Below are 19,816 nucleotides of genomic sequence, written 5' to 3' on the forward strand. Positions count from 1 at the left end.
GTGGAGATTGCTCTCCACGCCGTTCGATCTTTGGATCCTGCTGCGCCTTAGTCGGCGTATTGCAGGTTGATCGCCTTCGGTCCCTTGCCGCGACGGTCCGGTTCGGTCTCGAAGGAGACCTTTTGGCCGTCGTTCAGCCCCGGCAGGCCAGAAGCCTGGACAGCGGAGATGTGCACGAAGACGTCATTGCCGCCCTCGTCCGGGGTGATGAAGCCAAAGCCTTTGCTTTGGTTGAAGAATTTGACCGTACCTGTGGCCATGGGGAACCTTCCCTTGAATGCGTGCCCTGCGTGCGGGCATAGAAAAAATGCAATGTCAGCGCCCTGACACTGGTATTACGGACGTAGAAAGTCGGGGAAGGCTGAAGTCTAGGTGTCCGATGTGACCCCCTCACGGGCGCCACCGGGTAGGCGATCAGAATTCCGTCCGGCCTCTGGGGCCGCCCGTCGCCGCGGATATGCGCACGGATTTGCTCGCAAAGCAAATGAAACTCTTGTGGCATGCGCAACAAAACCTTGCTGTCCACGCCAGGCCATGCAGCCGTGGCGGCTTGACCCCGCCGGAAGATCGCATACTCCTGCCGGTATGAGCCGACGCCGCTTTCTCGACCGCACCCATCGCCAGCGTGACCGGCAGCGCCGGTCCACCGGCGGTTTCAACCCCGGCGCGATGATCCGTCTGGCGGGTTTCGGGGCCGCCCTGATGGTCGGCGTCGCGGTCTATATCGGCTTTGCCCGCCAGGGCGAGACGATCTATGACGGCCGCTGGGGCGTCCTGCAGCGGCTGATCACGCCACTCTTTCTGGGCTTCAACGCGCTCGATCTGATCGTCCTGCTGCTTGCCGGCCTCGTCGCCTGGCGCATCTGGCTGCGCATGCAGAAGACGCGCTAGCGGCGCCCCTCAGCCAGACACCTCGGCGCCGGCAAGAACGCCCCACAAACCCGCAAAAGTGAAGTCGATCCGTCCACGCGGCCACCCGAAGACCGCGGGGTTAGGAAAAAATTTGCCCGCAACCCCGCTTTCCCTGAACTCCGCCCTAGCCTTGCCTCAATGAGGGGTTTAAGGCGTCACCTGTCGGCACGAGATCAACTCCGGGCATGCTGAAAGGTCAGTCAAGATGGGCGTGAAAGTCGCGGTTTTCGGTGCAACAGGCGCGGTGGGCAAGGAGATGCTCACCATTCTGGCGGAACGGCTGTTCCCCGCCGATGAGGTGTATGCACTGGCGACCCGCAAATCCATGGGCGTGGAGCTCTCCTATGGCGAGAAGACGCTGAAATGCCAGGACGTGGAGACCTTCGACTATTCCAAGGTCGACCTTGTCCTGATGTCTGCCGGCGGTGAGCCGTCGAAGGAATGGGCGCCGAAGATCGCCAGGGCCGGCGCCATCGTGGTCGATAATTCCTCGGCCTGGCGGATGGATCCGGACGTGCCGCTGGTGGTGCCCGAGGTCAATCTGGACGCCCTGGATGGCGTGAAGAAGAAGGGCATTGTCGCCAATCCGAACTGCTCGACCATCCAGCTCGTCGTCGCCCTGAAGCCGATCCATGACCGTGCCGGCATCAAGCGCGTATCCTGCGCCACCTACCAGTCCGTCTCCGGCGCCGGCCAGGAAGGCATGGACGAGCTGTGGACCCAGACCAAGGGCATCTACGTCAACGACCAGCCGACCCCGCAGAAATTCACCAAGCAGATCGCCTTCAACGTCATCCCGCACATCGACGTCTTCATGGAAGACGGCGCCACCAAGGAAGAGTGGAAGATGACGGTGGAGACGAAGAAGATCCTCGATCCGAAGATCAAGCTCTTCGCCACCTGTGCCCGGGTGCCGGTTTTTGTCGGTCACTCGATCGCGGCACACCTGGAGCTGGAAGACGAACTGTCGGCCGACGAGGCCCGCGCCCTGCTGCGCGAAAGCCCCGGCCTGATGGTCATCGACAAGCGCGAGGACGAGGGCTATGTGACGCCGGTCGAATGCGTCGGCGAATTCGCGACTTTCGTGTCCCGTATCCGCGAGGACCCCACGGTCGAGAACGGCCTCGCGCTGTGGGTCGTCTCGGACAATCTGCGCAAGGGCGCCGCCCTGAACGCCGTGCAGATCGCCGAAGGCCTGCTCAACAAGGGCCTGCTGAAAAACAGCTGATACCGGCTATTGCCCGCCGCCCGGCACCGTCACGGTGCCGGGTGCGGCCGTCGGCGGCGGACCGAACAGGTCCGGGTTCTGCCCGGCATACATCCGGCCGGCCATTTCCGCGAATTCCAGAGACATGTGGTGCTCGTCATAGAAGACGGGGACGCCTTCGGGTGTCCGGGTGAGGCAGGTTTCTGCCCGGCGCTCCTCGCACAACAGGGCCACCCGGTCGATATACATATCCGCCAGCGCCATGACCTCGCCATAGAGCGGCTCTTCCTGCGGATGGCCCTCGAACCCGGTGACATGCTCCGGCGCGGCGCAATTGCGCGGGTCTCCCGTCTCGTTCACGATTCTCGCGCACGGGATATCGGTCGAGAAATACCCGCCCATAACAATGATGCGAAGGTCGGGGTTGCGGGCCTTGAGCCAGGCAAGCAGGTCGACAAAACCGCGCTTGTTCGACCAGAACGGCCCCCGGACGGCGTAGACGAGGTCGTCGAGCGATGCGAGAAAATCGTCGCGGTTGAGAACCTCGAGCCTGTCCGCACAGGCCGGCCGGCCGGACACCAGCCGTCCGTCCGGTGCTATTTCGATGCGGCCGCACGGATTCGTCGTGCCGAAGCGAACGAATTCCAGGCCCGGCTGACCGCCGAAACCGCCCAGCAGGAAGTTGTAGGCATCGGGCTCGTGGGAGTTCCCGAGAAACAGGACACGTCTGGCATCCGGCCGGTTGCACAGCGGATTTCCGCTGTAGAACGCCTCGATCGGGCAGACCTCGTCCTGACGGGAGAAACGGGCTCTCTGTCCGGCCTCGATCTGTTCCGCCGTCAGTGACAGATCCGGTATCCGCCACGCCCAGCCGCCGGCGAACCACGCATGTCCCGCCACAAGTGCGAAAACCAGGCTCACGGCCACCGTCCGGAGCGCAAACGCCCCCGGTGTCAGTCTGAACGTCGCCGCAGCCTGACCGGCACGCCGGTAGAAGTGCCGCTCCAGCCCGTAGTGCAGGCCGGCCGCGGCCACCAGCATCGCTGCAGCCAGCGCCAGTTGCTCGACCGGCGTCAGATCCAGCCCGGTGCGATAGCGGTAAAGCGCGACGACCGGCCAGTGAACGAGGTAGAGGGCGTAGGATATTTTGCCGAGCCAGACACTGACCGGGTTTTCCAGCATCGCACGGCCGAGGCCGGCCTGCCGGTTGGTGAAACTCCCGGACAGAAGCAGCGCGACGGCCCCCAGGGTCGGCAGGAGTACCGCCCCGCCGGGAAAGGCCGTCTCGCCGTCGAACAGAAGAATGCTGGCCAGCACCGACACCAGCCCCGCCAGAAGCACGCCGTCCCGCGCCCAGCCAGGCGGATTGCGGCGCGGCCAGGCCTCCAGCCGAACGAGACATCCCAGGGCCGCGCCTGCAGCGAACTGGAAGACCCGGAAGGGGAAAAGATAGAAGGCGCCCGACAGGTCCCGCCAGCCATAGATCAGCGTCGCCAGGAAACCCAGAACCGCGATACCGGCCAGGATCGCGGGAAGGCGCGCACGGCCGGCCAGCGCCAGCGTCCCCACGATCACGGCCGGCCACACAAGATAGAATTGTTCCTCGACCCCCAGTGACCAGGTGTGCAGAAGCGGTTTGAGCTCCGAGGCCGTGTCCCAGTAGCCGGCCTCCAGGTAGAAGACGATATTCGATACAGAGGCGAGCGCAGCAACAGCGCTGCGGGCAAAACGTTGAAAATCGTCCGGAGTCAGAATGAAGGCTGACGCAATGAAGGTGGCCGCGACCGTGGCCACGAGCGGCGGAATGATCCGGCGCACACGTCCCAGATAAAAATCCCGGAACGAGAAGCGGCCGGCTTCGGCCTTGGCCGCAATGATGGAAGAGATGAGGAAGCCGGAGATCACAAAGAAGACGTCGACGCCGACAAACCCGCCGGAAAACACCTCGATATCCAGGTGGAACAGGACAACCGCCAGCACCGCGATCGCACGCAGCCCGTCGATGTCCGGCCGATAGTCCGTCTTGTGCCGCATGATCCCCCCGTCCGATGCGCCCGCTCCTATAACAAAAGATCGATCCGCACACTTGTGCAATGACCCTGCGTGACCGCCGGCATGACAGACATGCACAGGAAACGGGTCGCATTCCCGGCACGCTCATCCTATGTGCTGGGAATGCTGCGCGAGGGAGTGTCGCATGTCGTCCGAGCCGAATACCGACATCCGCCCCGCGCTGGCGGCCGGCCTGTCCAGCTATCTGATCTGGGGCGTGGCGCCGCTCTTCTTCCAGGCACTGGATTTCGCCAACCCGTTCGAGATCGTGATGCACCGCATTATCTGGGCGGTGCCGATCCTGGCCCTGGTGCTGGCGGTCTCGGGCAAGATGCGCCAGGCCCTGGCCGTCCTGGCCGATCGCCGGACAATCCTGACACTGGTGGGCACGGCGGCCCTGATCTCGGTCAACTGGTGGATCTTCATTTTCGCGGTGAATTCCGGCCACGTGCTGCAGGCATCGCTGGGCTATTACATCAACCCGCTGATGAGTGTGGCGGTCGGCGTGATCGTCCTGCGCGAACCGCTCGGCCCGTTCCGCATCGCCGCCATCGTGCTGGCCGCGCTCGGCGTGGCGAACCAGATCATCGCCGTCGGCCAGGTGCCGTGGATCTCGCTGGCGCTGGCCACCTCCTTTACGGCCTATGGCTATCTGCGCAAGGTCGCCGCCGTTGACGGCCGGATCGGCCTGTTCTGGGAAACCTCCTTCAACCTGCCCATCGCGATCGTCGGGCTTACCATCCTGCAGCTGAACGGGCTGGGCCATTTCCAGGAAAGCCCCGCCCAGGCGCTGATGCTGATGGCGGCCGGCCTGGTGACGGTGGTACCGCTGCTGCTCTACGCCATCGGCGTGCGCGGACTGCACCTGTCGACCATGGGCCTTTTGCAATTCATCGCGCCCTCTATGCAGTTCGCGATCGGCGTGATGGGCGGCGAGACCTTCACCGCCTCCCACCTTGTCACTTTCGCCTTCATCTGGGCCGGTGTCGGCATGTTCGCCTACTCGACCCTGCGGCGACAGAAGAAGCGGGCCGTCGCCGCCGAGGCCCAGGCGGAAGCGGAATAGTCCATCCGGCTGCGGCCTTGACCAAGCCGGGTGCCTGTTCTCTCCTGCGCCGCAACAATAATCGCCTGATCCCCAAGAGGTTTCAGGACCGGAGAGGCCCGATGACCGATTTCCCCCCCGCCACACGTATCGCCACGAACGGCATCACGCTCGCCGTCCACCTTGCCGGACCCGAAGACGGCCAGCCGCTCATCCTCGCCCATGGCTGGCCCGAGCTCGCCTGGTCCTGGAAGAACCAGATCGGTGTGCTGGCCGAGGCCGGCTACCGCGTGATCGCGCCCGATCTGCGGGGTTTCGGCGGGTCCGACTGCCCCGAAGGCGTCGACGCCTACGATATCGACACGCTGGTGGGCGACCTGACCGGGCTGCTCGACGCGCTGGGCCATGAGACCGCTGTCTTCGCCGGCCATGACTGGGGCGGGATCATCGTCTGGCATGCCGCCATGCTGGCCCCGCAGCGGGTTGCCGGCGTGATCGGCGTCAACACGCCCCACCTGCCGCGCGGCGCCGAACCGCCCACGAACACCTTCCGGCAGATCGGCGGCGAGGATCACTACATCCTGCGCTTCCAGGAGCCGGGTTATGCCGAAAGCCGGTTCGAGGGCCGCGAAGACGACTTCTTCGCCTTCATCTTCGGAACCCCGGTGGAGGGCGATCCGGAAGACCTCTACCCGCAGGTCACCCACCTCCCCAAACAGTTCGAGAGCTTCCAGGGCCGTCCGGAAGACAGGATTGTCGTCGGCCCGGAAGACCGCGCCGTCTATGCCGATGCCTATCGCGCCACGGGCTTCACACCGGGCATCAATCTCTACCGGAATTTCGACGCCAACTGGCGGCGCATGGGCGGTGTCGACCACCGGCTTGCCATGCCCTGCCTGATGGTCTCGGCCGAGAAGGATTTCATGCTGCCGCCGAAGCTGGCCGGCTGGATGCCCGCCCTGTGCAAGGACGTGGAATTCCAGATCATCGAGGGCTGCGGCCACTGGACGATGTGGGAAGCCCCGGAATTGCTCAACACCCACATGCTGGACTGGCTGCAGCGGCGCTTTCCGGCTGCGGGCAGCTGATGCATCTGTTCCAGGTCACCCTCGTTGTTGACGATTATGACCGGGCCATCGCCCATTATTGCGGCGCGCTGGGCTTCGAGCTGATCGAGGATACGCGGCTTTCGGACATCAAGCGCTGGGTCGTCGTTTCGCCCGGTGCCGGCGGCGCGAAGCTCCTGCTGGCGCGGGCGGCCAGCCCGGACCAGGCCAAGGCGGTCGGCCGTCAGGCCGGCGGCCGCGTCGGTTTCTTTCTGGAAACGGCGGATTTCGATCGCGACTACGCCCGCCTGCGGGCGAACGGCGTTGAATTCGTCCGCCCGCCCCGCGACGAGGCCTACGGGCGCGTCGCGGTCTTCCGCGATCTCTACGGCAATGACTGGGACCTGATCGGTCCGGTGTCCGCTCAGAACTGATCGACGAGAATGGTGCGGCCGTCCGGGTCTTTCAGCACGAAGTGCGCCGGACCCTCATCGCCGGACGTGCCGGTTTCCGGCTCGATACCCTTGTCTTTAAGCGCCTTTTCCAGCGCGCGGGCATCGGACGGGTTGAAGGTGAGCAGGTCCTCTTCGAACATGCCCTGGAACAGGCCGATCTTCGCTTCGCCGCTCTTCAGGATCAGCCAGTTCTGCTCGACATCGCCGTCAAGCTTTTCAAACCCCAGCGCCTCGTAGAAGGTCAGCGATTTGCGGATATCCTTCACCGCCAGCGAAACCGAGAAATGTCCCAGATACATGCGCGTCTCCTGCCGTCTCCGGGTCACAGGCTAGCGGCGGAGTTCCAGGAAGTCTCGGAGAAACGGTAATTTATCCTTCCCCTTGATGGGGAAGGGGGACCGCGCCGAAGGCGTGGTGGATGGGGTGGGGGCGAGGCGCCGGCAAACGCACGCAGAACAACGGACCACCGGGGTTCACCCCTTCCGGCCCAGCGCTTCGCGCTGACCCACCTTCCCCATCAAGGGGAAAGATGGCTCACAAACACCCGTAAACCGCCTCGATAATCCGCATGGGGCGGGGGTCGCCGGCGAGATAGTGCTGCTGGCGGTTCATCACATAGGCACCGGTCAGGCGCCGGACCGGATCGGCGAAGGCACAGGACCCGCCCCAGCCGGAATGGCCCACGGCCTCCGGCGTCGGGCCGTAGAATTGCGTGCGGGTATTGCGCATCACACCGGCCGCCCAGGAAAGATCGAAGGGCAGCACCTTGTCGGGCCCGGCGACGCGCTCCTTGACCAGCGCCTCCAGCGTGGCGGCCGACAGGAAGCGCTTGTCGTCCAGCTTGCCGTCCAGCGCATAGACGCCCATCAGGCGGGCCAGGGCAGACGCGGTCGCATGGGCATTGGCGGCGGGAAATTCCGCCTTGCGCCATTCCGTGGCGCCGCGGCGGCCGGGCGAGGACCAGGCCTTCAGGAAGGCCAGTTCACGCGGCCGCGTCCGCTCGCCCAGATCGGGCACCTGGCGCGGCATGGCATGTTCGGCTGTGCGGGCATGCTCGCTTTCGGGCAGGCCGACATGGAAATCGATCCCGGCCGGGCCGCAGATATCCTCGCGCAGGATGGCGCCGATCGATCGTCCGTCCGTGCGGCGCGCCAGGGCGTCGGCGATGAAGCCGAAGGTGACCGGGTGATAGCCCGAGCCGGTGCCCAGCTCCCATAACGGCGCCTGGCGGGCCAGACGATCCTCGATCTTCGCGGCATCGAACCAGTCGCCCGCATCCATCTCCTCGGCGATCCCCGACAGGCCCGCCTGGTGCGACAGCGCCTGCGCCACCGTGACCTGCGACTTCCCGCCCGCGGCGAATTCCGGCCAGTAATCGGCCACCGGCACGTCGTATTGCAGAAGACCGCGATCGACGAGCTTGGCCATGACCAGCGCCGCCACCGCCTTGCCGGTCGAATAGACCGGCACCAGCGTGTCGGCCTGCCAGTCCCGTGATTTCTTGCGATCGGCCCAGCCGGCGTGAATGTCGACGACCGTCTCGCCATCGATACGCAGGGCGAAACCGGCGCCGATCTCGTCCTGATCGGACCAGTTGGCGAGAAACGCGTCGCGGACGGGTTCGAAACCCGGCGCAACGGAGCCGTGGACGGCGGGGAGAGTGTCGGTGGTCATGACGATCTGGCTAACCCGTTCCGGGGCACCCGAGCAAGGGCGATACTGACGCATCGCAGCCGCGCCTAGATCGCCTCGGCCTCATAGCTGACCAGCGGCTCGCGCAACACATCCGCCGCGGCGACAATCGGTAGTTCCGGCGCCTTCCACTCATGCGCCCGCATCACGACAGAGACGGTGGCCGCCACGGCATGTTCGAGCGCGGCTTTCGGTTCGGCCCCGTTGACGATGGCACCGATAAAAGCCGCCGTCAGCACGTCGCCCGTGCCCTTGGGGGCATCGGGGATACGCTCATGCGTGACCAGCCAGGCCTCGCCATTGTCGACATACATCACCCCGATCTGCCCGTGCCGCGGCAGGGAGGTGACAATGGCCGGACAGTCGAGCGAGCGCGCCGCGCGCACCATGGAGGCCAGATCGGTCAGCTGGCGCCCGGTGATGTGACCGAGCTCGAAGGCGTTCGGGGTCACCAGGTCGGCGCGGCTGACCAGCTGGTCCTTGATGCCGGCGGCAATGGCAGGCGGCACATAGAGCCCGCCCGGCGCGTCTCCCATGATCGGGTCGACCACGACGATCGGTTCGCGGGCAAAGGCACGGACACCGCGATTGACCCGCGAACCCTTGCGCACGACATCGATCACCGCTGCGGTATCGAAGATCTGGCCGACATCGGCGAAATAGCCGGTCAGCACGACATCGGTGATATCCAGCAGGCCCTGGTCGGAAATGCCGGAGAGCACGCCCTGGAACATGTCCTGTTCCACCGGCCCGCCGCCGGGCGGCCCCCATCCGGGCTGGCGGCCATAGAGCACGGTCGGCACGAGCATGGTGTCGATGCCGGCCGCGTTGAGCACGCGCTCGGACACGCCGCCGCCCACGCGGGAGGCCGCCACGAGACTGGAAAGGATCAGCGCCATCGGCATGGGAAGTATGCTATATCCGATTTTCCCAAGAGCTGAAGCCCCATCCGGACCCTGTATGCGCCGACTGATCCGCTCCGCCCTTTTCGTTCCCGCCTCCAAGCCCCGCGCCATCGAGAAGGCGGCCCATGTCGGCGCCGATCTCCTGATCCTGGATCTGGAAGATGCCGTAGGTCCGGACGAAAAGGACGAGGCGCGCGCCCGCGTGGCCGAGGCGCTCGACAGCTGGTCGGCCTCCGGCGCGATCCGCGCGGTACGCGTCAATGGTCCGGACGCGGCCTGGAATGCCGCCGACATGCGCGAGGCGGCCCGGGCCGACGCCATCGTGTTGCCCAAGGTCAACCAGGTGGGCGATCTGCATGCCGCGCGCAGCGCGCTGAGTGCACATGGCACGTCCATCCCGATCTGGGCGATGGTCGAGACGCCGCTGGGCGTGATGAATCTCAACGGCATTGCCAGCGCCACGGGAACCGGGCTGGCCGGCCTGATCGCGGGAACCAATGACCTCGCCAAGGATCTGCGCTGCACGGCCGAGCATGGCCGCCTTGCGCTGGTGCCGCACCTGGCCGCCATTGTGTGCGCCGCACGGGCGCGCGGGCTCTACGCCCTGGACGGCGTCTACAACCAGTTCCGCGACCCGAAGGGCTTCCGCGCCGAGGCCGAACAGGGCCGCACGCTGGGCTTTGACGGAAAAACACTGATCCATCCCGGCCAGGTGGACCTTGCACATCTGTATTTCGGCCCCACCTCTGCGGAGCTGGAACGGGCCGCCCGCATCGTCGCCGCCTTCGCCGACCCCGAGAACGCCGGAAAGGGCGTGATCTCGCTCGACGGTGACATGGTGGAACGCCTGCATCTGGACGCCGCCCGCGCCCTGCTGTCGGCCGCGGGCGACAATGACGCATGACCCTGCCGTAGACGGCAAATGCAGATGAAGACTTGATGTCGAGTGGCAAGACCGGCTTTCATCACTCGACTTGAGGGAAGAAAAATGAGCGATTCGACGACCATCTGGCACAATCCGCGCTGTTCGAAGTCCCGTCAGACGCTGGCCTTGCTCGAGGCGCGCGGCGGCGATCTCACCGTTCGCAATTACATGGAGGACGCGCCCAGCGTCTCCGAGCTCAAGACCGTGCTGAAGCAGCTCGGCTACACTTCGGCGCACGAATGGCTGCGCAAGAACGAGACGATCTATCGCGAGCTCGGCCTGAAAGCCGTCGAGGACGAGGAAGCCGTGCTGAAGGCGATGTCCCAGAACCCCAAGCTGATCGAACGCCCCGTCGTGATCCATGACGGCAAGGCCATGATCGGCCGCCCGCCGGAACAGGTGCTGGAATTGTTCTAGGGCTGGAGCCCCGGTCTAGCCGCCGACGAATTTTGCGATCCGGGCACCCAGCTTCATCAGCTTGATCAGCGTGCCCTGGGGCAGGGATTTCACCTGGCCGTACCAGCCGGTGAGATTGGTCACGAATTCTTCCATCCGGCGCAGGCGTTCCGCCGCCAGTTCCGGTGTATTGCCGTCGGCTTCGGCGGCATCGGCGCATTCCTGCAGGATCTGGATCGTGGGATCGATCTCGCGCTGTTTCCGGGCCTCGGCGATCGCCATCAGCATGTCCCAGGGTTCGTGCGTCGCCGTGAACCGGTCGCGCCGGTCGCCCAGCACCTGTTCGCGATTGACCAGGCCGAGCGCCTGCAGCTCCTTGAGCGAATTGGAGACATTCGACCGCGCGATCTTCAGCGTGTCGACGATTTCCTCGGCATCCAGCGGCTCATCGGCCAGGTAGAGCAGGGCGTGGATCTGGGCGATCGACCGGTTGACCCCCCAGCGGGCTCCCATCTCGCCCCAGTGAAGGACAAAACGCTGCATCGGTGCGGAGAGGTACATGGGCCGGCGCCTTCACTTGTTTCTGTCTGGAGAGAAACACGAAGCCGTGCGGAAGGCCATGTGGCTGGCTGACGCAGGTCGGGGCCTGTTCGTCGGCCGCATTTTCGAACCGCAAAACCGGTTCCCACTTTTGCTGAAAATGCTTTAGCCAGACGTGCCCGTAGCTGTCGCCGGTCCGTCCTGCATCTTTTCGCCGGGAGCGAGGCTCGCCCGGATGGCCTCGCCCAGCTGGATCGCCTCTTCGGCGCGGGCCGAGCCCTTGCGCCAGGCCACGCCGATCTCGCGGCCGGCGACCGGCGGATCGAAGGGCAGGACGGCGAGGCCCATCTGGTCGACCAGGCCCGCATCCACCGCCATGCGCGGCAGCAGCGTGGCGCCCAGGCCCGACTTCACCATCTGCACCAGCGTGTGCAGGCTGGTCGCAGCGAAGTCCGACCGTGCCGAGCCCGTCGAGCAGACCGACAGCGCATGGTCGCGCAGGCAGTGCCCGTCTTCCAGCAGCAGGAGAGGTTCGTCGGCCAGGTCTGACGGGGACAGCTTGCCGGCACCCGCAAGACGGTGATCGGGCGGGCAGGCGAACAGGAACTCGTCCGACCAGATCGCCTTCGTCTCGATCATCGGCGCTTCATAGGGCAGGGCGACGAGCGCGGCATCGAGACGCCGGTCGCGCAGCGCGTCGAACAGCCGGTCGGTCAGGTCCTCGCGCAGGAAGACTTCCAGCTTGGGGTGCAATGCCCGCAGCGCAGGCAGGACGCGCGGCAGCAGGAAGGGGGCGATGGTGGGGATGACGCCCAGCTTGAACGGCCCGGTCAGCGGTTCTCCCGCGGCCTGGGCGGCGATCACCAGATCCTCGGCCTCCGCCATCACCCGGCGGGCCCGTTCCAGCACCACCTCGCCGGCCGGCGTGAGCGCGGCGCCGCGCGCGCCGCGCTCGACCAGCACAGTGCCCAGGATCATCTCCAGCTCCTTGATTGCAGCGGACAAGGTCGGCTGGGTGACGAACACCGCCTCGGCCGCACGGGAGAAACTTCCGTGCTCTGCAAGGGCGATCAGGAATTGCAACTGGCGGAGTGTGGGGAGCTGGGACATGGTATTGATAATAGTTATGGCTCGCCCAGAAACAATCCATTGGATTTGTCTGTTGCACTGCGTCACAAGGCCCTCATCACAAACGCCGGCACAAGCCGGCCGCACTCAATGGAGAGACCTATGCTGGGTATTGGCGACAAGCTTCCCGATTTCGAAGTCACCGGTGTGAAGCCGGGCTTCAACAATCACGAGGAAAACGGCGAATCCGCGTTCGAGGCCATCACGCAGGACAGCTTTGAAGGCAAGTGGAAGGTGCTGGTTTTCTACCCGAAGGACTTCACCTTCGTGTGCCCGACCGAGATCGTGGCCTTCAACAATCTGGCCGAAGAATTCTCCGACCGTGACGCCGTCGTGCTGACCGGTTCGACCGACAACGAATTCTGCAAGCTGGCCTGGCGCCGCGAGCACCCTGATCTCGACAAGCTCGGTCACTGGCAGTTCGCCGACACGACCGGCTCGCTGGTCGACAGCCTGGGCATCCGCTCCCCGGAAGGCGTGGCCTACCGCTACACCTACATCGTCGACCCGGACGGCGTCATCCAGCACGTCTACGCGACCAACCTGAATGTCGGCCGCAACCCGGAAGACACGCTGCGCGTCCTCGACGCCCTGCAGACGGACGAGCTGTGCCCCTGCAACCGCGCTGTCGGCGGCGACACGCTGGCCGCGTAAGCGGTCAACAGACCCCCGGCTGACGGCGCCACCCTCGCGCGCCGTCGGTTTGCCCCGGTGCCGGCCCTTTCGTGTGACCTGCCGGCCCCGGGGCATCCTCGTTCCCGACCCAGTAAATCCCAAGCGATTGCGGCCCGTCCGGCCGCGCGTGGTTTCCCCTGAAGGAGAGCCCGATGAGCCTCGATGCGCTGAAAAACGACCTGCCCGACTACGCCAAGGATCTGAAGCTGAACCTGTCCTCGCTGGCGCGCGAAACCGATCTGGACGACCAGAAGAAGTGGGGCACTTTCCTCGCCTCTGCCCATGCGGTCGGCGAACCGAAGACGCTGGCCGCCCTGTCGGCGGCAGCAGAAGAGGTTCTGAGCCCGGAAGCGGTGGCCGCAGCCAAGGCGGCCTCGGCGATCATGGGCATGAACAATGTCTATTACCGCTTCCTGCACCTGTCCAAGAACAAGGAATACGGTTCGCTCCCGGCCAAGCTGCGCATGAATGTCATCGCCAATCCCGGCGTCGACAAGGGCGACTTCGAGCTGTGGTCGCTGGCCGTGTCGGCGATCAATGGCTGCGGCCTGTGTATCGACAGCCACGAAGCCGAGCTGCGCAAGCATGGCCTGACCGCCGCCCAGATCCAGACCGCCGTGCGGATCGCCGCGACGGTGAATGCCGTGGCGCACGTCGTGGCCGCTGAAAACTGAATTTTGACGATATCGTGAAAACCCGATGCGTCTGAAGACCCCGGCGCACCGGGTTGTTTTCCGCCAAGAATACGGGCGCGCAAGGATCAGATTGCGCGCCCGTATAAATTCCGTATAATGAGCGTATGTCCATGATCGACCATACGCTCGATCCGCTACCCAAGCGGGCCCATCGCACCGATACCGGTGAACACGATGGCCGGATGTGGTTCTCCAGGGAGACCATGTCCCGCGCGTCGCATTATGCCGACGTATCCTGGCTGCGGATTGCCCTGCCGGCCCTGGCCTCGCTGGGCCTGGTCGCAGCCGGCGCGCTGACCGCCGCCGGCCTGCCGAGCGCGCTGTGCCTGCTGGCCGGTCTGGCCGGTTCGGCCATCACCCTGCCGGCCGCGCTTCTCAAAGCCACCTACGCTCCCCGCTCCCGCTAGAGTGCACTGCAGTCGCATTGCGGCAGCAAGATTGACGCTTTTCGCTCACCCACTAGTGTGCGGGGTCTGTTTGCGCGGCGTGGAGACCGCGTCCAGGGGGAGATAGGCCATGCGCTGGTGGTTCAAGATCAAACTGTGGCAACGCGTGCTCGCGGCGCTGGTTCTGGGCGTGGCGACCGGCCTCGTCATGTCCGGCACGATGGGCCAGGAGGCGGCCACCGCCTGGATCGAGACCTGGCTGCGCCCGGTCGGCGATCTCTTCATCAACCTGATCCGCATGCTCATCGTGCCGCTGATCTTCACCACCCTCGTGGCCGGCGTGATCGCCATGGGCAAGCCGTCCAAGCTGGGCTCGCTCGGCCTGAAGACGATCGCGGCCTATTTCGTCACCACGATCTTCGCGAATGTGATCGGCCTGACCTTCGGCACCCTCTTCCGGCCCGGCATCGGCGTCGACTTCGAGGGCGTCGAACCTGCGCCCGTTTCCACCGAAGCCCCGTCCATCACGGATCGCCTGCTCGAGATCGTGCCGACCAATCCGGTCGCTGCGCTGGCCGATGGCGACGTGCTGGCCATCATCTTCTTCTCGCTGCTGCTCGGCGTCGGCATCATCGCCGTCGGCAAGGCCGGCAAGCCGGTGGCGGACCTGTTCAACTCGGCCTCCGACGTGGTGCTGAAAATCACCCACTACGTCATGGAAGTCGCGCCCTTCGGCGTCTTCGCTCTCGTCACCTATACCGCCGCCAGCCAGGGCATCGAGGCGCTGCAGGCCATCCTGACCCTGATCGTCGCCGTCTATCTGGGCCTGATCGCCCATGCGATCATCACCTATGGCCTGCTGATCCGCGTCGTCCTGAACCTGCCACTGGTGCGCTTCTTCCGCGGCATGACCGACCCGATCGCGGTGGCCTATTCCACGGCCTCCTCCTCGGCGACCCTGCCGGTCACCATCGCGGCTGCCTCGGACAATCTGGGCGTCAAGAAGTCGGTCGCCGGCTCCGTCCTGCCGCTGGGCGCGACGATCAATATGGACGGCACCGCGCTCTATCTGGGCATTCTGGCGCTCTTCACGGCCCAGGCCTTCGGCTATGACCTGACCTTCATGAACTACGTCATGATCGCTTTCACGGCGGCCATCGTGTCGATCGGCGCCGCGGGCATCCCCTCGGCCTCGCTCTTCCTGCTGGCCATCGTGCTGGAAACCTTCGGCGTCACGCCCGAGCACACGGCGATCATTGTCGGCTTCATCCTGCCGGTAGACCGGATCATGGACATGGCCCGCACCGCCGTGAACGTCACGGGCGATGCGGCCGTCGCAACGGCCGTGGCCAAGTGGGAAGGCGAGCTGGACGAGGAACGCTTCCGCGATCCGGCCGTCATCTGACGAGTGAACCGTCTGCGCTCCTGCAGCCACCTTGTGGGATAGCAGGAGCGGAGACGGTCAGTTGCGGATTGCCATTCACTCATTCGGAACACGCGGTGACGTGCAGCCCTATATCGCGCTCGGGCTGGAGCTGCAGGGGCGGGGGCATGACGTCACCCTCTCCGTGCCCCGGGATTTCACAGCCTGGGTGGAGGGTTTCGGCCTGGCCGCCCGGGCCTTCGACCTCGATATGGGGGCCTATCTGCGCGAGGCCGACGCGCTGGGCCTGACGCGCAATCCGCTGAATGCCTTCCGCTATCGCCGCCGCATGGTCGACCCGATGATCGAGGCGACCCTGACGGAAGGCATTGAAGGCGCGCGCGGCACCGACCTGGTGGTCGCCCACCCCAAATGCCTGTTTTCGGCAACAGGCGCCGAAGCCGCCGGCGCCGGCTTCGTGATGACGGCACCCCTGCCGGCCATCGCCCCGACGCACGCCTTCCCCATGCCCGGCACATTCGCGAAGGATCACGGGCGCTTCTGGAACCGGCTGTCCTGGCGGCCGCTGGACTTTGCCATGGCGCCTTTCCGCAAGCGGGTGAATGCCGCACGCGCCGAGCTGGGCCTTGAACCCGTTGGCAGCGCGATCCGGCACGGCAGTTTCGCCGGCCGGCCCTGCCTGCGCCTGATCGCCAACTCGGCCATCATCGTGCCCCGGCCGGACGACTGGGACGCCCACACGCATCTCACCGGCTACTGGATGCTTGAGGACCCGGCGCCGCTGGCTCCGGAACTCGAAGACTTCCTCAGCGCAGGCCCTGCACCGGTCTATGTCGGTTTCGGATCCATGGTGTCCGGCCGCGCGACCGAACTGGCAAAAGCTGCCATCGACGGCCTCCGGCGGGCGGGACTGCGCGGCGTCATCGCGCGCGGCTGGGCAGAGCTGCCGGCCTCACCCGGCCGGGACATCCACGTCATAGACAGCGCGCCGCACGGCAAACTCTTCCCGCGCTGCCGGGCCATTGTCCATCACGGCGGCGCCGGCACGACAGCCGCCGCGCTGACCGCCGGCCGCCCCAGCCTGATTGTCCCCTTCATGGTCGATCAGCCCTGGTGGGGAGAGCGCCTGCGCGAGCAGGGGCTGGGCCCCGCGGCCCTGAGGCCGGCGCGCTTCACAGCCGGCCGCTTTGCCCGCGCCCTGAAACAGATCGAGGCCAGCGAAGTCTGGCGGGTCCGGTGCAACCAGATCGCGAAGGGCCTGGCCATGGAAAACGGCACCGGGCGCGCGGCCGACCTGATCGAATCCGCCGCGAGCCGGTAAATACACGCCCGGATTGAACCGCGTGACCGAAGGTAGAGTATTATCGCAAATTTACCTTAGCTACTGAATAATAAATTCATTCCGGCTCTTTATAAGTAAATTCGATTTAACGTTTGACGATCTATTGGGAGGCTACTCAGGGAGTGGAGCTCTCCATGCTTTCCAGACTCAGCATTGCCGTGAAATTCGGGCTTATCGGTTTTGTGGGTTGTGTCGCACTGGGTGTCGTTCTGGGAACGACAGCCGTCTGGCGCAGCCAGGAGGCTTCGAAACAGGCCGCGGAAACCCGGCTCTATGCCGTCGCGGACGCGCGGTCCGACCAGATCTCCGACTATCTCGAATCGATCAATCACGACATCATGACCGTCGCGACCAATCCGAACACGCTGGCCGCGCTCGACGCGTTCGATACGTCCTGGCGCGAGCTGGGCCAGGGTGCAACAGCCCGCCTGCAGCGCGCCTATGTCACCGACAACCCCCACCCTGCCGGCGAGCGCGAAAACCTCGATGCAGCCAGCGACGGCTCCTCCTACAGTGGCGCACACGCAACCTTTCACCCCTGGTTCCGCAGCTTCCTGCGGGCGCGCGGCTATTACGACATCTTCCTGCTCAACACCGACGGGGATCTCGTCTACTCGGTTTTCAAGGAAGCCGACTTTGCCACCAACCTGATGCGCGGCCCGTACCGCGAAACCGATCTCGGACACGTCTTCCGCGAAGCCGCTGCCTTGCAGGCTTCGGAGATTGCCTTTGCAGATTTCGCCCCGTTTGCGCCGAGCCATGGTGCACCGGCCAGCTTCATCGCCACTCCCGTTTTCGATGCCGACGGAAATCGCACCGGCGTGCTCGCTTTCCAGATGCCGATCAGCCGGCTCAATGCCGTGGCCGGCTCCCTGACCGGGCTGGGCGAGACCGGTGAGGCCTACATTATCGGCGGCGACGGATTGATGCGCACCGATACCCGCTTTTCCAACAGTTCGACCATCCTGGAAAAACGTGCCGGTGACGCGATCGAGGCCGCCATGGCCGCCAACCGGCACAGCGTGATCGAGACCGTCGATCACCTCGGCAACCGGGTCTTTGCGGCCGTCGCACCGACCGAATTCCATGGCGTGCGCTGGGCGACCGTCGTGACCATGACGCGGGCCGAAGCCCTGGCCGCATCGCGCTCGCTGACCCTCACCCTGCTCGTGGCCGCCATCGTTCTCACCCTGCTGATTGGCGCCGCAGGTGTCTGGATTGCCATGAAGGCCGCCAAGCCGATCCAGACCCTCACCGACGTCACCCGCACCGTGGCCGCCGGCGATCTTCAGATCGACGTGCCGCACCGCAACCGCCAGGACGAGATCGGTGCGCTCGCGGAGACGATCGAGCAGTTCAAGCAGAGCCTTGTCGACAAGGCCCGGCTGGAGCGCGAAAGCGCCGAAGCCGAAGCCGCCGCTGCCGAACGCATGAAGGCCGAGCGCCTGCGCATGGCGGACGAGTTCGAAAACTCGGTCGGCGCTGTCGTTTCCGCGCTGGCCAGCGCCGCCACCCAGCTGTCCCAGTCGGCGGAAAGCCTGTCGGCCTCCTCCGAACAGACCAGCAACCAGGCCGTCTCCGTCGCCGCATCGGCCGAGCAGGCGACCGCCAATGTGGAAACCGTCGCGACGGCGGCCGAGGAAATGTCGGCCTCCATCGGCGAGATCGGCCGCCAGGCGGTCGAGAGCTCGCAGCGAGCCACCTCGGCGGAGGAAGAAGCCAGCGTCACCGTGCGGCGGGTCGAAGCGCTGACCGAAGCGGCCAACCGCATCGGCACGGTGGTTTCACTCATCCAGGACATTGCCGAACAGACCAACCTCCTGGCCCTCAACGCAACCATCGAGGCGGCGCGCGCCGGGGAAGCCGGCAAGGGGTTTGCCATCGTTGCCCAGGAGGTGAAACAGCTCGCCGCCCAGACGGCCAACGCCACGACGGAGATCTCCCAGCAGATCGAGGAAATCCAGAACGCGACCGGCGTTTCGGCCAAGGCGATCGGTTCGGTGGCCGAGGCCATTGCCGATCTGAACCGGATCGCCGGAGCGATCTCCGGTGCCATGGAGGAGCAGGCCGCCGCGACGCGCGAGATCGCCAGCAATGTCCAGGAGGCCGCCACCGGCACCCGGGATGTGACGGTCAATATCGCCGGCGTGAACGAGGCTGCCAGCGAGTCCCGCCTGGCCTCCGTGCAGGTGCTCGACGCCGCCAAGGACCTGTCACGCCAGTCCGAAATGCTGCGCGACCAGGTCAATGGTTTCCTCGCCACCATCAGGGCGGCTTAGCGGCCGGCCGCAAAATGTTTGGCGGCGGCGCCTGTCCTGATTAGGCTGGTCCCCGGATGCAGGCTTGGCACCGGGGACGGCCATGAAAATGCACTATCGCACCATCGAACTCGTCGTCGCGGCGAGTGTCGTCGTGATCTCGCTGGCCTCGCTCTTCGTCGCGGTCTTCCAGGGCATTGTCATGGACCGCACCATGAAGGCCTCGGTCATGCCGGTGATCCAGGTGGGCCATGGCAATGTCGGTGAGGACCGGGAAAGCTGGGTGATGACCATCACGGTTCACAATACCGGTCTTGGTCCGGCCGATATCCGCTATTTCGGCATGCGCTGGCAGGGCGAGCCGATCCGCGACACGTCGCAATTCCTGGCCCGCTGCTGTGCGCCGGACAGCGTCCCGGAGGACCAGCGCCTGGGCTATATGCACCAGGCCTTCCGGGACGGCGAGATGGCGCTGGTCTTCGACGAGGTCCAGTCTCGCTTCCTCGCACCGCAGGAGCGCGTCGACTTCATCGCCTTCGACCGCCCCGACGCCGAAACGCAGCCGCGCGGCCACGCCGTCTGGCAGGCGCTCGACTTGGTACGGCACGATCTGCGGTTCGACGTCTGCTACTGCTCGGTCTTCGAGGATTGCTGGCTGGCCCGGTTTCCCGCCCAGTCCCGCGAGCCGGTGGCGCGGTGCGATATCGCTGACTGGTCGGCCGAGCCGGGCCCGAACGAGGCCGGGTGATCCACGCTGCGCTTGCGTACGTATC

21 protein-coding genes are annotated in these 19,816 nt (G+C 65.5%); 14 read left to right on the plus strand and 7 right to left on the minus strand.

Annotated elements, in window-relative coordinates; all coding sequences use genetic code 11:
* Positions 1-47 precede the first annotated feature (47 nt).
* Complete coding sequence (locus PKE71_RS11580; protein ID WP_271187138.1) at positions 48-260, minus strand: cold-shock protein; 213 nt, start codon at positions 258-260, stop codon at positions 48-50.
* 325 nt (positions 261-585) lie between these two features.
* On the opposite strand from PKE71_RS11580, the gene PKE71_RS11585 reads away from it, so the two are divergent.
* Both PKE71_RS11585 and PKE71_RS11590 read left to right on the plus strand, forming a co-directional pair.
* On the plus strand, positions 586-891 hold the full coding sequence (locus PKE71_RS11585) for a hypothetical protein (RefSeq protein ID WP_271187139.1): 306 nt from the start codon (positions 586-588) through the stop codon (positions 889-891).
* Between the two features lie 226 nt (positions 892-1,117).
* A complete protein-coding gene (locus PKE71_RS11590; RefSeq protein ID WP_271187140.1) occupies positions 1,118-2,140 on the plus strand; it encodes an aspartate-semialdehyde dehydrogenase in 1,023 nt (340 codons plus the stop codon).
* Between the two features lie 6 nt (positions 2,141-2,146).
* On the opposite strand, the gene PKE71_RS11595 is transcribed toward PKE71_RS11590, so the two are convergent.
* A complete protein-coding gene (locus PKE71_RS11595; protein WP_271187141.1) occupies positions 2,147-4,153 on the minus strand; it encodes an acyltransferase family protein in 2,007 nt (668 codons plus the stop codon).
* Between the two features lie 163 nt (positions 4,154-4,316).
* Between PKE71_RS11595 and rarD the strand changes: the two genes are divergently transcribed.
* The 3 genes from rarD to PKE71_RS11610 all read left to right on the plus strand — a co-directional run bounded on the left by rarD (position 4,317) and on the right by PKE71_RS11610 (position 6,696).
* Entirely contained in the window at positions 4,317-5,237 is a 921-nt protein-coding gene (gene rarD / locus PKE71_RS11600) for an EamA family transporter RarD (protein ID WP_271187142.1), read from the plus strand.
* Between the two features lie 101 nt (positions 5,238-5,338).
* Positions 5,339-6,304, plus strand: a complete 966-nt coding sequence (locus tag PKE71_RS11605; protein ID WP_271187143.1) for an alpha/beta fold hydrolase — start codon at positions 5,339-5,341, stop codon at positions 6,302-6,304.
* A complete protein-coding gene (locus PKE71_RS11610) occupies positions 6,304-6,696 on the plus strand; it encodes a VOC family protein (RefSeq protein WP_271187144.1) in 393 nt (130 codons plus the stop codon). Before PKE71_RS11605 ends, PKE71_RS11610 begins: the two co-directional genes overlap by 1 nt.
* On the opposite strand, the gene PKE71_RS11615 is transcribed toward PKE71_RS11610, so the two are convergent.
* The 3 genes from PKE71_RS11615 to PKE71_RS11625 form a co-directional block, all read right to left on the minus strand.
* Positions 6,687-7,016: a VOC family protein gene (locus PKE71_RS11615; protein WP_271187145.1), complete on the minus strand. Its 330-nt coding sequence runs from the start codon at positions 7,014-7,016 to the stop codon at positions 6,687-6,689. The two genes, PKE71_RS11610 and PKE71_RS11615, sit on opposite strands and share 10 nt — an antisense overlap.
* 235 nt (positions 7,017-7,251) lie before the next feature.
* Positions 7,252-8,391, minus strand: coding sequence for a serine hydrolase domain-containing protein (locus PKE71_RS11620; protein ID WP_271187146.1), 1,140 nt, complete (start codon positions 8,389-8,391; stop codon positions 7,252-7,254).
* A gap of 65 nt (positions 8,392-8,456) precedes the next feature.
* Entirely contained in the window at positions 8,457-9,314 is an 858-nt protein-coding gene (locus tag PKE71_RS11625) for a PfkB family carbohydrate kinase (protein WP_271187147.1), read from the minus strand.
* A gap of 55 nt (positions 9,315-9,369) precedes the next feature.
* Between PKE71_RS11625 and PKE71_RS11630 the strand changes: the two genes are divergently transcribed.
* Entirely contained in the window at positions 9,370-10,218 is an 849-nt protein-coding gene (locus tag PKE71_RS11630; RefSeq protein ID WP_271187148.1) for an HpcH/HpaI aldolase/citrate lyase family protein, read from the plus strand.
* An 84-nt stretch (positions 10,219-10,302) separates the two neighbouring features.
* Entirely contained in the window at positions 10,303-10,656 is a 354-nt protein-coding gene (arsC, locus tag PKE71_RS11635) for an arsenate reductase (glutaredoxin) (RefSeq protein WP_271187149.1), read from the plus strand.
* A 15-nt stretch (positions 10,657-10,671) separates the two neighbouring features.
* Here the strand turns inward: arsC and PKE71_RS11640 are convergent, their stop codons facing one another.
* Both PKE71_RS11640 and PKE71_RS11645 read right to left on the minus strand, forming a co-directional pair.
* A complete protein-coding gene (locus PKE71_RS11640; protein ID WP_271187150.1) occupies positions 10,672-11,196 on the minus strand; it encodes a GbsR/MarR family transcriptional regulator in 525 nt (174 codons plus the stop codon).
* 144 nt (positions 11,197-11,340) lie between these two features.
* Positions 11,341-12,285 carry a hydrogen peroxide-inducible genes activator gene (locus PKE71_RS11645; RefSeq protein ID WP_271187151.1) on the minus strand — a complete coding sequence of 315 codons (945 nt, stop codon included), beginning with the start codon at positions 12,283-12,285 and terminating at the stop codon, positions 11,341-11,343.
* Between the two features lie 120 nt (positions 12,286-12,405).
* Here PKE71_RS11645 and PKE71_RS11650 point away from each other — a divergent pair, with 120 nt between their 5' ends.
* From PKE71_RS11650 to PKE71_RS11680, 7 genes are all read left to right on the plus strand, one after another.
* Positions 12,406-12,957, plus strand: coding sequence for a peroxiredoxin (locus tag PKE71_RS11650; RefSeq protein ID WP_271187152.1), 552 nt, complete (start codon positions 12,406-12,408; stop codon positions 12,955-12,957).
* Between the two features lie 173 nt (positions 12,958-13,130).
* Positions 13,131-13,652, plus strand: a complete 522-nt coding sequence (locus PKE71_RS11655) for a carboxymuconolactone decarboxylase family protein (protein WP_271187153.1) — start codon at positions 13,131-13,133, stop codon at positions 13,650-13,652.
* A 131-nt stretch (positions 13,653-13,783) separates the two neighbouring features.
* Complete coding sequence (locus PKE71_RS11660; RefSeq protein WP_271187154.1) at positions 13,784-14,080, plus strand: hypothetical protein; 297 nt, start codon at positions 13,784-13,786, stop codon at positions 14,078-14,080.
* Between the two features lie 109 nt (positions 14,081-14,189).
* Positions 14,190-15,464, plus strand: a complete 1,275-nt coding sequence (locus PKE71_RS11665; RefSeq protein WP_271187155.1) for a dicarboxylate/amino acid:cation symporter — start codon at positions 14,190-14,192, stop codon at positions 15,462-15,464.
* Between the two features lie 61 nt (positions 15,465-15,525).
* Positions 15,526-16,764, plus strand: a complete 1,239-nt coding sequence (locus PKE71_RS11670; protein ID WP_271187156.1) for a glycosyltransferase — start codon at positions 15,526-15,528, stop codon at positions 16,762-16,764.
* Between the two features lie 155 nt (positions 16,765-16,919).
* Positions 16,920-19,064, plus strand: coding sequence for a methyl-accepting chemotaxis protein (locus PKE71_RS11675; RefSeq protein ID WP_271187157.1), 2,145 nt, complete (start codon positions 16,920-16,922; stop codon positions 19,062-19,064).
* Positions 19,065-19,146: 82 nt separating this feature from the next.
* Positions 19,147-19,791, plus strand: a complete 645-nt coding sequence (locus PKE71_RS11680) for a hypothetical protein (RefSeq protein ID WP_271187158.1) — start codon at positions 19,147-19,149, stop codon at positions 19,789-19,791.
* Positions 19,792-19,816 lie beyond the last annotated feature (25 nt).

Source organism: Maricaulis virginensis, from assembly GCF_027922185.1.
Taxonomy (GTDB): Bacteria; Pseudomonadota; Alphaproteobacteria; order Caulobacterales; family Maricaulaceae; genus Maricaulis; species Maricaulis virginensis.